Source organism: Acidovorax sp. (assembly GCF_046291265.1).
In the GTDB taxonomy this organism is placed as follows: Bacteria; Pseudomonadota; Gammaproteobacteria; order Burkholderiales; family Burkholderiaceae_C; genus Acidovorax.
Genome location: NZ_JBKBTV010000017.1, coordinates 64,457 through 77,937, shown reverse-complemented (window position 1 = coordinate 77,937; position 13,481 = coordinate 64,457). Strand labels below are relative to the sequence as shown.

Genomic DNA, 13,481 nt, shown 5'->3' with positions numbered 1-13,481 from the left:
TCCTCGCGATACACCCGGTATCGCTCCGGTTTGCGCCTTGCCAGTGCCAAAAATCCATCCTTTTTATTTGTGCCATCCAGCGTGAAACACTGCACTAGATGGCCCGTTGTGGACAACAACAAGCCGACTGGCGGCTCAAGCCGCTTTTTCCACGTGCCCCTGGCGCGTGTACAAAAAGTCAATCACCGCCTTGCGGTAGTGCACGTACTGTGGGTCTTCGGCCAGTTCCACGCGCTTGCGGGGGCGGGGCAAGTCCACCGCCAGCACCTCGCCAATGGTGGCGGCGGGGCCGTTGGTCATCATCACGATCTTGTCGGACAGCAGCACGGCTTCGTCCACGTCGTGCGTCACCATCACCACGGTGCTTTGGGTGCGGGCGACGATCTCCAGCAGTTCATCCTGCAGCTTGGCGCGGGTCAGCGCGTCCAGGGCGCCGAAGGGCTCGTCCATCAACAGCACCTGGGGTTCCATGCTCAGCGCCCGGGCAATGCCCACGCGCTGTTTCATGCCGCCTGATATTTCGCCGGGGCGTTTTTGCGCCGCAGGGGTCAGGCCCACCAGGGCCAGTGCTGCGTCGGTGCGGGCCTTGAGCTGGGCCTTGGTTTCCTTGCCGCCAAACACGCGTTCCACCGCCAGATAAACGTTGTCAAAGCAAGTCAGCCACGGCAGCAGCGAGTGGTTTTGAAACACCACCGCGCGCTCGGGCCCCGGGCCTTTGATCTCCTTGTTGGCGCACAGCAGCGCGCCGTTGGTGGGCGTGGTCAGCCCGGCAATCAGGTTGAGCAGCGTGGATTTGCCGCAGCCTGAGTGGCCGATGAGTGCCACGAATTCACCTTTGGCAACGGTCAGGTTGATGTCGCGCAGCGCTGGGAACAGGCCCTTGGTGGTCTTGAAGGTTTGCTCGACGCCATGGACCTCAATGAACTTGGTGCTCATGGAGGGGTGTGCGGATGCTGCAGTGGTGGTCGTGTTCATGCTTTCACCTCTTCAAACGTGAATGCGGTGGCCAGCTTGATGAGCGCAAACTCCAGCACCAGCCCGACGATGCCGATCACGAAGATGGCGATGATGATGTTCTTGACGTTGAGGTTGTTCCACTCGTCCCACACCCAAAAGCCAATGCCCACGCCGCCGGTCAGCATCTCGGCGGCCACGATCACCAGCCACGCGGTGCCGACGGCCAGGCGCACGCCGGTCAGCATGTAGGGCAACACGGCGGGGAAGAGGATCTTGGTGGCGATCTTCCATTCCGAGAGGTTCAGCACGCGGGCCACGTTCATGTAGTCCTGCGGCACGCGCTGCACGCCCACGGCGGTGTTGATGATCATGGGCCAGATGGAGCAGATGAAGATCGTCCAGATGGCGGCCGGGTTGGCACCCTTGAAGACCAGCAATCCGATGGGCAGCCAGGCCAGCGGCGACACCGGGCGCAGCAGGCTGATGAGCGGGTTGAACATGCGCGACAAGAAGTTGAAGCGCCCGATCACAAAACCCGCCGGAATGCCCACCAGCGCTGCCATGCCAAAGCCGATGGCCACGCGCTCCAGCGACATCAGCACGTTCCAGCCCACGCCCTGGTCGTTGGGACCATTGCTGTAGAACGGGTTGCTGAAAACATCCAGCGCCTGTTTCCACGTCTCCAAAGGGGTGGGAATGCTGCCACCCGTGGTGGTGGACACCACCGCCCACAGGCCCACCAGCAAGCCCAGGCCACACAGCGGCGGCAGCACGGCCATCCAGAAGCTGCGCGACAGGGCGGCCCAGTCGCGGCGGGCGGGGGCTGCCGGGGTGGCGGCCCCCGCGGTTGTGGCTGCAGATTTTGAGTGTTTTTGGCCTCTAGCGCTTGTGGATAAAGCGCTGCTAGCTACATTAGTCATAGCATTCTGTGCAGCCGGGGCGGCTGCATCCAGTGGGGAGTGAAAGACGGCACTGACCATGGTGATCTCCTGTGTGCAGGGCTTGCGGGGCGGGTGGGATCGGCGATGTCGGCGGCTGTTGGCTGGCGGCTGGCGGTTGGCCAGTGCCGTCAGGCCTTGATCTTGAAACCGTCGGCGTACTTGGCGGGGTCTTTGCCGTCCCACACCACACCGTCGATGAACTTGCTGGTGCGCATCACGTCCTTGGGCACGTTGATCTTCATCGCGCTGGCGACCGACTTGTACAGGTCCACCTGGTTGATCTCTTTGGCCACGGCCAGGTAGTCGGGGTGGCTCTTGATCAAGCCCCAGCGCTTGTGCTGCGTCAGGAACCACATGCCGTCCGACAGGTACGGGAAGTTCACCGCGCCGTCGTTGAAGAATTTCATGTGGTTCGGGTCGTCCCAGGTCTTGCCCATGCCGTTCTGGTAGCGGCCCAAAATGCGCTGGTTGATGGCGTCCACACTGGTGTTGATGTAGGACTTCTGGGCCACGGTCTCGGCCATCTTCATCTTGTTGGACAGGCTGGCGTCAATCCAGCGGCTGGCCTCCAGCACGGCCATCATCACGGCGCGGGTGGTGTTGGGGTTCTTCTTGACGAACTCGGCCGACGTGCCCAGCACCTTTTCGGGGTGGTCCTTCCAGATGTCCTGCGTGGTGTTGGCGGTCACTCCGATGCCGTCCATGATGGCGCGGTGGTTCCAGGGTTCGCCCACGCAAAAGCCGTCCATGTTGCCCACGCGCATGTTGGCCACCATCTGTGGCGGCGGCACGGTGATCAGCTTGGCGCCCGACAGCGGGTTGATGCCTGCAGCCGCCAGCCAGTAGTGCATCCACATCGCGTGGGTGCCGGTGGGGAAGGTGCCCGCAAACGTGTATTCGCGCTTTTCCTTGGCCATCAGGGCCGCCAGCGACGGGCCGTCCACCGCGCCCTTGTCGGCCAGCGCCTTCGACAGCGTGATCGCCTGGCCGTTGTTGTTCAGGTTCATCAGCACGGCCATGTCCTTTTTAGGACCGGCGGTGCCCATGTGCACGCCATAGACCAGGCCATACAGCACGTGGGCAAAGTCGAGTTCGCCGTTGACCAGCTTGTCGCGCACACCGGCCCAGCTCGCTTCTTTGGTGGGGATGATGGTGACGCCGTACTTCTTGTCAAAGCCCAGCACCGATGCCATCACCACGCTGGCGCAGTCGGTCAGCGGAATGAAGCCGATCTTGACTTCCTTCTTCTCGGGGGCGTCGGAGCCCTGGGCGTGCACCAGGGCGCGCAGGGCGGGGCTGACACCCACGGCGCCCACGGTAGCGGCCTGCAGCACGGTGCGGCGGTTGAGGCTGGTTTTCAACAGATCGGTCATGGGGCATTTCCTCGCATCGTTACAAAGCAAAAAAGGCGTCCTCTCCTGGGCTGGCTGCATTTGCATACCGGCCTCGGAGAGGGACGCCTTTGTCCATGGCAAAGCCCATTGGGGGGCTTTGAGTCAGCACCAGCCCGCCATTGGTTCAGTGCTGTCAGTGGTGGGACCTTCATTGGTCTCGCCAAAGACTACGCAAGCAGCGTGCCAGCGTGTGTTGCGCCAGTTTGGAGCGCAAAATGCTATTGAATAAATAGCTATCAGTGCTTGATAGATAAGCGTTGGATGGCTATTTGGTTCGAAACAGGGTTGTCATCACAGGAGATGAGAAGACCGCACTGCCTTTGTGCGGCGCACCATTTGGGAGGAGCCTTGAAATCGGGCGCGGCCCAAGCGCGGGATGCCAAGCAAGGGCCGCCCCGCAGCGAGGGCATCGTCCCCCTTCCCGAATTGCGTAGCGATTCGAGAGAAGGGGCTGAGGGCCGCGGCTCCAAGCCTGCCTGCGCAGGCTTGGACGTGCCCGAAGAGCTGCCGCCTCTGGCGGCTGCACCGAGCGGTCGCGCCTCAGGGGGATGTCATTGCCTATCCCAACAGATCCATCACATCCAGCATGCGCTGCGCCACGTCCACCAGCTTGAGGCCCTTGTCCATGGCGGTCTTGCGCAGCTTTTCGTAAGCGGCTTGTTCCGTCAGGCCCTGGCGCTGCATCAGCAAGCCCTTGGCACGGTCGATGGTCTTGCGGTCTTTCAGTTCGGTCTTGGCGTCAGCCAGCTCGGCGCGCAGGGCCTGTTCGTGTTGAAACCGCGCCATGGCTACATCAAGGATGGGGCGGATGCGCTGTGGCGACAGGCCCGCCACGATGTAAGCAGAGACTCCGGCCGCCACGGCATCCTTCACATGCGAGGTGTCCTCATCGTTGGTGAACATCACGATGGGACGGCGCTCGTTACGGGTGGCCATCACCACGTGTTCCAGCGCATCGCGGGCTTCGCTTTCCGCGTCTACGATGATCAGGTCGGGTTGCAGCTGGGCTAACCGCTCGCTCAGAAACACATCGGCAGGCAGGGTGGCCACCAGATTGAAGTTGTTCTCCAGCAGCCCAATGCGCAGCGCCCGCGACCGCTCTGCCTGCAGCAGGGCGTGTTCGTCGTCAGGGTCGGTGACTGCCAGATCCGGAGCCACCACCACGATGCGCAAAGCCTCATTCATGCCCTGAGCATAAGCAATTTTTACGCCATAAATTGGTGCATCGAAGCGGTGCATACCCTCGTTTTTGCGGTCTGCGAGAGGCTTGGTGGCTTTCAGGGCCTGAAACTTGCTAATAGTGAGAAGGGCGGCAGGGCATACCCGGTAGGCCTTTAGGAACAGCGTCGCATATACATCCGGTCACATTGACATCTTCCTATGGAGTTTTTTGCATGAACCAACATATCGACCGGCGCCGCTTCTCGGCCAGCCTGGCCCTGACGGCGGTTGCCGCTGCCCTTTTCATGGCGGGTTGCAGTAAAGTGCCTGACACCATCAAGATCGGTGTGGCGCAGCCCCTGAGTGGCCCGCTGGGTGCCCTGGGGCAAGACTTGCTCAACGGCGTGAACCTGGCCGTGGCCGAGTTGAACAAGGGCGGTTACACCGTCGACGGCAAACGGGTGACGCTGGAAGTCGTGTCGGTGGACGACAAGGCCGACGCCGCCACCGGCAAGACCGTGGCCCAGCAACTGGTGGATGCCGGTGTGGTGGCGGTGGTGGGCCACCTCAACTCCGGCGTCAGCATTGAAACGGCTCCCATCTACGCCGCCAAAGACATCGCGCAGATCGCCATCTCTACCAACCCCAAGTTCACGCAGCTGGGCTTTTCGACGACCTTCCGCATGGTGGCCAACGACACCCTGCAGGCGCGTGCCATCGGCTCGTTTGCCGCCACGCAACTGGGCGCCACCCGCTATGCCGCGCTGGACGACGGCACGCCCTACGGCAAGGGCCTGGCCGACGGTGCCGCCGAGCAGCTCAAAGCCGAGAAGAAAGAAGTGCTGGTGCGCAAGTCGTTCGACGACAAGACCGTGGCATTTGACGCGCTGGCGGGCGAGCTCAAGGCCGCCAAGGTCGAGGTGATCGTCTCCACCCTCAACGACTTCCAGGCCATCGCCCTGCTGGAGGCGCTCAAGAAGGTCGACCACACCAAGGTCAGCCTGCTGGGAGGCGACACCATCAAGACCACCGACATGACCAAGGCCATGGGCATGGTCGAAGGCATCTACGCCACGTCCCCCGTGCTGGAGGCCAAGGAGTTCACCACCGGCAAGCCCTTCCTCGAAAAATACATCGAGGCGTACAAGAAGGCGCCCGCCTACGGCGGCCACTACAGCTACGACAGCATGTATGTGTTGTCGGCCGCCATCCAGAAGGCCAAGTCGGCCGACCCCAAAGACATCACCAAGGCCATGCACAGCATCAACGGCTACGCGCCGGTCATTGGCACCATGACCTGGGACGACAAGGGCGAACAGCGCTACGGCGCCGTGGGCGTGTACGAGCTGCGCGCCGGGGCGTGGGAGCTGCGCATGCGGTCAGACCGCTGGTAAATCACCGGCAATCGCCAAGCCACTGGACGGCATTTCTGGCGACGTTTCTCTGCACAACCCCTGCCGGTCACCGCCCGCAGGGGTTTTTGCATCCGACCGGGTGAGAGGCCGGGTTTTACACTCGGGGCATGAGCTTGCTGATACTGGGTATTGAATCTTCGTGCGACGAAACGGGCGTGGCATTGGTCCGTTCTACGGGCGATGCCGTGCCCACCTTGCTGTCGCACGCGCTGCACAGCCAGATCGACATGCACCAGGCCTACGGCGGCGTGGTGCCCGAACTGGCCAGCCGCGACCACATCCGCCGCGTGCTGCCCTTGGCCACGCAGGTGCTGAACGAGTCGGGCCAGTCGCTGGCCGACGTGGACGTGGTGGCCTACACACGCGGCCCGGGCCTGGCCGGTGCGCTGCTGGTGGGCGCGGGCGTGGCCTGCGCACTGGGCGCAGCGCTGGGCAAGCCGGTGCTGGGCGTGCACCACCTTGAGGGGCATTTGCTGTCGCCCTTCCTCAGCGCTGATCCGCCTGAATTCCCTTTTGTGGCATTGCTCGTATCCGGCGGGCACACCCAGCTGATGCGTGTGGACGGCGTGGGCCGCTACGAAATCCTGGGTGAAACCATTGACGATGCGGCGGGCGAGGCGTTCGACAAGTCCGCCAAGCTCATGGGCCTGGGCTACCCCGGCGGGCCTGCGCTGTCGCGTTTGGCGGAGCAGGGCGACGCCACAGCCTTCAAGCTACCGCGCCCGCTGCTGCACAGCGGCAACCTCGATTTTTCTTTTGCCGGGCTCAAGACGGCGGTGCTGACGCAGGCCAAAAAGCTGGGTGACGAACTGGAAGCCCGCAAGGCCGACCTAGCGGCAAGCACCGAAGCGGCGATTGTGGACGTGCTGGTGAAGAAGACGCTCACGGCGTTGAAACAGACGGGCCTCCAGCGTGTGGTGGTGGCTGGTGGCGTGGGGGCCAACCGGCACCTGCGCGCGCAGCTGAACGCGGCTTGTGCGCTTGCCAAGGTGCGTGTGCACTACCCCGAGCTGCATCTGTGCACCGACAACGGCGCGATGATTGCCATGGCCGCCGCCATGCGCCTGCAGGCGGGGCAGCAAGAGGCAAAAACCGACTACGCGTTTGATGTGAAACCGCGCTGGCCGCTGGATGCGATTAACGCTGCAGCGCTGGTGTAAAAAATATGGTCAAAATGGCCGCTAGCGCTTATCTTTAAAGCGCTAGCAGCTATTGTTTTGATAGTTGGCTGGCGGCCATCGTGATGCGGCCGTTGTTGCCGCACGCAGTTCAGCTGTCACATCTTCAGCCAGCCGCGCAACCGCTCCACCCCTTGTTCCAGCCGCCCCACATCCTGGCTGGCAAAACACCACCGCAGCCAGCCCCCGGCCTCGTCCCCAAACGCACTGCCGGGCGCCAGCCCCAACCCCGCCTCCCGCACCAGTCGCTTGGCCAGCGGCAGGCATTCGTCATGCCCGTCGATGTGGAAAAACGCATACATGCCCCCCAGCGGCGTGGCCACCGACACCCCCGGCACATCGGCCAGCAGCGGCACCAGCGTGTCGCGGCAGGTGCGCAAATGAGCGACCAGCGCGGGCGTCACTTCGTCCGTGCGCTGCAGCGCCACCGTGGCCCCGCGCTGTACAAACACGGGCGCGCACGAGGTGTTGAACTCGATCAATTTGCCCACGGCAGGCGTCATGGCTGGCGGTAGCACCAGCCAGCCCAGGCGCCAGCCGGTCATCAAAAAGCTCTTGGAAAAACTGTGTGTCACCACCAACCGGTCCTCAGGCTCGGCCACGTCCAGAAAACTCGGTGCCGCGCCGTTGGCCGTGTCGCCCGCGTAGTACAGCCGCTCGTACACCTCGTCCGCCAAGATCCAGGTGCCCGTGCGGCGGCAGTGCGCCAGGATGGTGGCTTGCTCCTCGCGCGTCAGCGTCCAGCCCGTGGGGTTGTTGGGGGCGTTGACGACCAGCAGGCGCGTGGTCGGCGTGATGGCGCCCAGCAGCGCGTCCATGTCCAGCCGCCACGCGCCGCTCGCGTCGGCCACCAGCGGCACGGTGCGCACCTGCGCGCCCAGAATGCGCGGCTGCGCCACCAGGTTGGGCCACACGGGCGTGACCAGCACCACCTCGTCGCCCGCGTCCACCAGCGCCTGCACGGCCACCATCAGGCCGTTGACGCCGCCAGAAGTGACCGCAATGCGGTCAAACCACGCATCGGTGTGCTGCTGCGGGTGCAGGCCATGCATGTAACCCGCAATCGCGTGGCGCAGTTCAGGCAGGCCCAGGTTGTGGGCGTAAAAGGTCTCGCCCTTTTGCAGCGACGCAATGGCCGCCTCGCGGATGAAATCGGGCGTCACCTCGTCGCTCTCGCCAAACCAGAACCTCAGCACATCGCTGCGCCCCAGCCCCTCGTTGGCCACCTCACGGATGCGCGACTCTTCGAGGCTTTGGACTACTTCTCGCATGCAATCTCCTTGCGTCGTCAAAACAACGCTACATCATCGCAGCGATCCACCCTGCGGCTCAGGGCCTGCGCTCCATGGCGCACCGAAGGCCGCGGAGCAGGCCAGGCGAGCAGATGCCGTGGAGCAGGCTTCGCTTGGCTGTGGAACGCCGCATATCGTTAGAGCCCGATCAACGTCCGGAGGGAAGTCGTCCCCATATCGCGACATTGATGCTTCGTGCGATGCGCCATCGCCACTTTCTTCGGTGGGTATCCGCGCGCTACTAATCTTTAGATTGTTGGCAAAGATCGGGGCGGGGTTTCAACTAGCGACAGCGTTGATGTTGATACGATGACCGAGATCGGCCAAAAGAGGACTTTCGAACCGTATGAAAACTGACCAGCAACGCCCCAACCAGACGCGCTTCCAATGGCTTGTGCGAGTAGGCTATGTGTTGTTGGTGGTTGGCCTAGTTCTAGTGTTGTTGCGCGCAGGGTTACCGATCGATTTTTTCACCGGGACAACGCATTACTACCGCGTGGTCCCCACTGAGCAAAGCTGGTTCATCGCAGCCCTACCGATGGGACTTGGTGTGTTGCTCATACTGATTGCTCGAACGCTGCGGTCCAAGAACAGATGACGGTGTTCGGCCAGGAAAAGTCGATCGCGGCAGATGAAAGCGGACGTTAACATTCAAGCGTCAGCGGACGCTGGGTGCTGTCCGCTGCAACGCCCGGTTAGGTTTCTCGCTGCCGAACACCCTCTTGTGCCAGTACATGTGCGGCGCAGCAAACCAATGCTCGTTTTTGGGTGTCCGAAACTGAGCGAGCTGCGCCATCGGAATTTCGTAGCGGCTGAACAATGAAAGCAGATCTCGCAGAGAGGCCTCGGACAGCTGAGAGCGAATTACCAAGGTGTCTTGCTCCCAGCGCAAAAAGCCGGGGATCTCCGCAGCCCACTGAAAGAGGTGCTTCTCGTCCAGCTGCGAACCGAACCAGACGCCGGAGCAGTCTAGGTGAACCATGCAAAACCTAAAGATGATGGGCGATTACGAAGGCCAGAATCGGCCAGGAGCGGACACTATAGGTCATGACTATGCTGACTGTTTCCATTGCATTTGGTGCTGTGGCGACCCTACTGGGCTTCTATTACTCGTTTCTTGGGTTGTCCGCAGTCCGACATCTTCGGAGGGTCGATGAACTCGACAGGGTCGCAGGATGGACGCTTTTGTGGTGCTTAGAAACCGACCGGTACGAACTGGAAGGAAAGCGTCTTTGCAGGATTGGGCTGCGTGTTTCCCTATGTAGCGCAGCGCTTTGGATTGGTGCTTTTTCCGTGCATCGTGTTTCCTGAGCGTGGTCTGCTTCGGGCCCGAAGCAGTCCGTAAAAACACCGACTACGTCGTCAGTTTGAATTCAGCGCAATTTCCCGCCACCGTTTCAATGTAGACGCGCCTCATTGCAGCCACAAGCTTTTCGCGCGTTCGCGGAGATTTCAGATCTGAGGGAAGTCGGCTCAACCAATGCCCGTTGGGACCAACTGGAGCGTTTCTCCGGGCAGACAGGATGCGAGAAGTAGGAAGAGGCTTAGTCGAAAGCACCTCGATAAAGTGCGCGAGTTGCCCAGGTGCGCTGAACTGAAGCTCGTGCTGACCCCAATCCACTCTGAGTACCGGATAGCCTTTGTGGGGCACTTCTTTGGGGACGGGTGGCGTCCATTCGTCTGAATCACCCACGCGCGTATGTGCCCAAAACGCCATGGGAAAAGCACCCCAATTACTTTCGAATGTAAAGCGATAGGACGGGATCATTTGAGTCTCCAGAAGCCGCTAATTGGCCGATAGTAGCTTCCGAGGGGAGATAAGTAAGCGATCCACCGTCTCGGCTCCAGAGCCAATGCATGCCGACGCAATCGGTGCCCTCTCATGTTCAGTGGTATTTACGCAAGTCAGCGTCGCTCCGCTGGTGCTCCCCCCAGCGCACGTTGATCAAGGCCGCTGGCCAGCGGCGCCCGTTCATCGCCCGTCAAAAACCAAAGATCAGTGGCGCATTCTCTAAAGGTCGGAGGCGTTCCTCACTGGCCACAGACTTTGTCCCTCGGCGGGAAAGGGAAGGCGCCGGAGGCAACTCAGGGGGCTTCTCGTCTGCAAGCGTATAGTCGTTTTTTTGATTTTTTGGTTGACCCCAACGCTCATGACTTATCCCAACACCCAGCTTTTCATCGCAGGCCAGTGGCAAGACGCCGCCGACGGCAAATCCATTGCCGTGTTCAACCCCTCCACCGGCAAAGAAATTGGCCGCGTGGCGCACGCCAGCAAGGCCGATCTGGACTTGGCACTTGCTGCCGCCCAAAAGGGCTTTGAAGCCTGGCGCGATATGCCTGCTGCCGAGCGTGCCAAGACCATGCGCCGTGCCGCGGCCCTGATGCGTGAGCGCGCCGAAGCCATCGCCGCCATCATGGTGCAAGAGCAGGGCAAGCCCCTGGCAGAGGCCAAGGTCGAGACCATGGCATCGGCCGACATCATCGAATGGTTTGCGGATGAATCGCTGCGTGTGTATGGCCGCATCGTGCCTTCGCGCAACCTCAAGGCCACGCAGATGGTGCTGAAGGACCCTGTGGGCCCCGTGGCGGCGTTCACGCCGTGGAACTTCCCCATCAACCAGGTGGTGCGAAAACTCGCTGCCGCGTTGGCTGCAGGCTGCTCCATCCTGGTCAAGGCGCCAGAAGAAACCCCCGCCAGCCCCGCCGAGTTGATCCGCGCGTTTGCCGATGCGGGTGTGCCCGCAGGCACCGTGGGCCTGGTGTATGGCGACCCGGCAGAAATCTCCAACTACCTCATCCCGCACCCCGTGATCCGCAAGGTCACGTTCACCGGCTCCACGCCCGTGGGCAAGCAGCTGGCTGCGCTGGCTGGAAAACACATGAAGCGCGTGACCATGGAGCTGGGCGGGCATGCCCCCGTCATCGTGGCCGAAGACGCCGATCTGGAACTGGCCATCAAGATCTCCAGCGGCGCCAAGTTCCGCAACGCGGGGCAAGTCTGCATTTCGCCCACGCGCTATCTGGTGCATGAAAGCATTCGCGCGGACTTCGTGGCGGCGTTCGCCAAATACGCCCAGGGCCTGAAGGTGGGCGACGGCCTGACCGCTGGTACGCAGATGGGCCCGTTGGCCAACCCCCGCCGCATCACCGCGATGGCCGACCTGATGGCTGACGCCGTGCAGCAGGGCGCCACGCTGGTGACGGGCGGCGAGCGCATCGGCAGCGAAGGCAATTACTTCCAGCCCACGGTGCTTAACGACGTGCCGCTGTCGGCCCGCATCGTGAACGAAGAACCCTTTGGCCCCGTGGCCGCCATTCGTGGTTTCGAGAAGATCGAAGACGCGATTGCCGAAGCCAACCGCCTGCCATTTGGCCTGGCGGGCTATGCCTTCACCACGTCGCTGAAAAACGCGCACTTGCTGGCGCAGCGGCTGGAAGTGGGCATGTTGTGGATCAACCAGGCGGCGGCACCTGCGGCCGAGCTTCCATTTGGGGGGCTGAAGGATTCGGGCTATGGATCCGAGGGTGGCCCAGAGGCGATTGAGGCGCACATGAACACGCGACTGGTGTCGATCATGAATGTGTGAGTGAGTGATTGAGTGATGGGGCGAGCGCTTTTTCGGCCAGCCGGAAGGGCGCTCGCACCGGTTTAATCCAGCTTCACGGGCGGCGGCAGGCCGCGTTCATCGGCTTCGTTCTAGCCGCTCCATCGCGATGAAGTGACTGTGCAAGCTTGGCCAGCCGCTCATCGCGCTCCTTTTGATCAGCCAATTCCAACATGAAGTGCTTCGCGCGTTCCTGCATCCTCTCTGTCTCCCTGATCGCGCCGCTGACCTACGCCGCGGCGCCAGACCCAGCGCTTCTGGGATGCTGGCGGGCGGTCAAGATCGTTCTGTATGTGGAGGACGGGTCTAAGGCAGAGGACACCTCCGGGCGCTGTGTGCTGCAGTTCAAGGACGATCAGTTCGATTCGACCTGCAAAACGAGCAGCGGCACGGCGACAACCTCTTATCAGTACCAGGTGGTCCGCCCCAACTTCTACGCGGCCAAAATGACGGGCAGCACGTTTCGCACGGACCTGATCGGGTCCACGCGCGAATATGAATACCGGATTGAAGGGGATCGGCTCGTGACATCCACCGCTCCGCAAGCCAAGGTGCTTGTGCCTGCGGCTGCGGCTCCGCGGGTAGAAACGGAAGCCACGAAGACACCGTGCCCGTGAGAACCTGCATAAAGGTGTAGCGCGCAGTGTGGCCATGGCGTCGGATCTGCAACGCCGCCAGGGGCGAAAAGACGCCTTTTTATGCAGGTGGGGACGTTTGGCGGGCATTGAGCTGCCCTGTGGCAATCCCAGTGGGCTTGAGCTGTGCGCAGCACTTGGCGTTGATGGGGCTTCCTTCCAGCGCTACTTCACCGCGTCGTACACGCAGCGAAAGCCGATGTACACCGCATAAAAGTCTGCAGGCTTCCAGGCCTCCACATCCGCGCGCATTTGCGACACGGGATACCACCAGGACCCTCCCATCGTGCGCCGCTCGTCGCCGCGCGCATCGGCCGCCCATTCCCAGACATTGGCGCCCATGTCGTGCAGGCCGTTGACGCCGGCTGCAGTGGCGTTGACCGGCGCTGCGCGGGGCCAGGGGTCGGGGTCGCTGGTGTTGGCGCCCTGGGGGCTGCGGCCGGTGATCCAGGGGTAGGTGGTACCACGCACCCAGGGGGTGGGCGGTTGGCGGCGCAGTTCGGTAAATCCGGCGGCAAGCCACTCGGCGGATGTGGGCAGACGACCCCCCGCCCATTGGCAATAGGTCTGGGCTTCGGAGTGGGTGATGTGCACTGCGGGCAGTTGGTCGCTGGAGGGCGGGTTGCCCTCAGGCCGCTGCCATGTCCAGCCCGGTCGCCGCTGCCAGCCACCGTCATATTCAAAACCACCACCCTCGCGCTCCGCGCGGGTCGTGGTGCCAGAGGCTTGCACGTAGCGCGCGAACTGGGCGATGGTGACCTCGGTCTTGTCGATGTGCAGACCGCCCAGGTCGTCCAGCGCCACGCGCCCCGTGGTTTGGGCGGATGTGGTCAGGGTCCAGACCACCAGGGCGGTGATGGCTGCGTGCCGTTGTATTTGCATGTTCCTGTGCTCCCTGGTCCA

General features: G+C 62.4%; 11 protein-coding genes. 4 read left to right on the top strand and 7 right to left on the bottom strand.

The window, feature by feature from the left end; all coding sequences use genetic code 11:
• Window positions 1–135: 135 nt before the first annotated feature.
• The 4 genes from ACK41V_RS09200 to ACK41V_RS09185 form a co-directional block, all read right to left on the bottom strand.
• Window positions 136–975 (bottom strand): ABC transporter ATP-binding protein, encoded by an 840-nt coding sequence (locus tag ACK41V_RS09200; RefSeq protein WP_409780970.1) that lies wholly within the window; start codon window positions 973–975, stop codon window positions 136–138.
• Window positions 972–1,937 carry a nitrate ABC transporter permease gene (gene ntrB / locus ACK41V_RS09195; protein WP_409780967.1) on the bottom strand — a complete coding sequence of 322 codons (966 nt, stop codon included), beginning with the start codon at window positions 1,935–1,937 and terminating at the stop codon, window positions 972–974. The genes ACK41V_RS09200 and ntrB overlap by 4 nt, the downstream gene beginning before the upstream one ends.
• 89 nt (window positions 1,938–2,026) lie before the next feature.
• The gene (locus tag ACK41V_RS09190) at window positions 2,027–3,271 is read right to left on the bottom strand and encodes a CmpA/NrtA family ABC transporter substrate-binding protein (RefSeq protein ID WP_409780965.1); all 1,245 of its coding nucleotides are present in this window, start codon (window positions 3,269–3,271) and stop codon (window positions 2,027–2,029) included.
• Between the two features lie 579 nt (window positions 3,272–3,850).
• Window positions 3,851–4,477: an ANTAR domain-containing response regulator gene (locus ACK41V_RS09185; RefSeq protein WP_409780962.1), complete on the bottom strand. Its 627-nt coding sequence runs from the start codon at window positions 4,475–4,477 to the stop codon at window positions 3,851–3,853.
• A gap of 209 nt (window positions 4,478–4,686) precedes the next feature.
• Here ACK41V_RS09185 and ACK41V_RS09180 point away from each other — a divergent pair, with 209 nt between their 5' ends.
• A complete protein-coding gene (locus ACK41V_RS09180; protein WP_409780959.1) occupies window positions 4,687–5,847 on the top strand; it encodes a branched-chain amino acid ABC transporter substrate-binding protein in 1,161 nt (386 codons plus the stop codon).
• 128 nt (window positions 5,848–5,975) lie between these two features.
• On the top strand, window positions 5,976–7,028 hold the full coding sequence (tsaD, locus tag ACK41V_RS09175) for a tRNA (adenosine(37)-N6)-threonylcarbamoyltransferase complex transferase subunit TsaD (RefSeq protein WP_409780957.1): 1,053 nt from the start codon (window positions 5,976–5,978) through the stop codon (window positions 7,026–7,028).
• A 116-nt stretch (window positions 7,029–7,144) separates the two neighbouring features.
• Here the strand turns inward: tsaD and ACK41V_RS09170 are convergent, their stop codons facing one another.
• The gene (locus ACK41V_RS09170; RefSeq protein WP_409780955.1) at window positions 7,145–8,317 is read right to left on the bottom strand and encodes a pyridoxal phosphate-dependent aminotransferase; all 1,173 of its coding nucleotides are present in this window, start codon (window positions 8,315–8,317) and stop codon (window positions 7,145–7,147) included.
• 679 nt (window positions 8,318–8,996) lie between these two features.
• On the bottom strand, window positions 8,997–9,320 hold the full coding sequence (locus tag ACK41V_RS09165; protein ID WP_409780952.1) for a hypothetical protein: 324 nt from the start codon (window positions 9,318–9,320) through the stop codon (window positions 8,997–8,999).
• 1,168 nt (window positions 9,321–10,488) lie between these two features.
• On the opposite strand from ACK41V_RS09165, the gene ACK41V_RS09160 reads away from it, so the two are divergent.
• Both ACK41V_RS09160 and ACK41V_RS09155 read left to right on the top strand, forming a co-directional pair.
• Window positions 10,489–11,925, top strand: a complete 1,437-nt coding sequence (locus ACK41V_RS09160; RefSeq protein ID WP_409780950.1) for an NAD-dependent succinate-semialdehyde dehydrogenase — start codon at window positions 10,489–10,491, stop codon at window positions 11,923–11,925.
• 191 nt (window positions 11,926–12,116) lie between these two features.
• Window positions 12,117–12,560, top strand: a complete 444-nt coding sequence (locus ACK41V_RS09155) for a hypothetical protein (RefSeq protein WP_409780947.1) — start codon at window positions 12,117–12,119, stop codon at window positions 12,558–12,560.
• 183 nt (window positions 12,561–12,743) lie between these two features.
• Here ACK41V_RS09155 and ACK41V_RS09150 read toward each other — a convergent pair whose 3' ends face one another.
• A complete protein-coding gene (locus tag ACK41V_RS09150; protein WP_409780944.1) occupies window positions 12,744–13,460 on the bottom strand; it encodes a formylglycine-generating enzyme family protein in 717 nt (238 codons plus the stop codon).
• Window positions 13,461–13,481 lie beyond the last annotated feature (21 nt).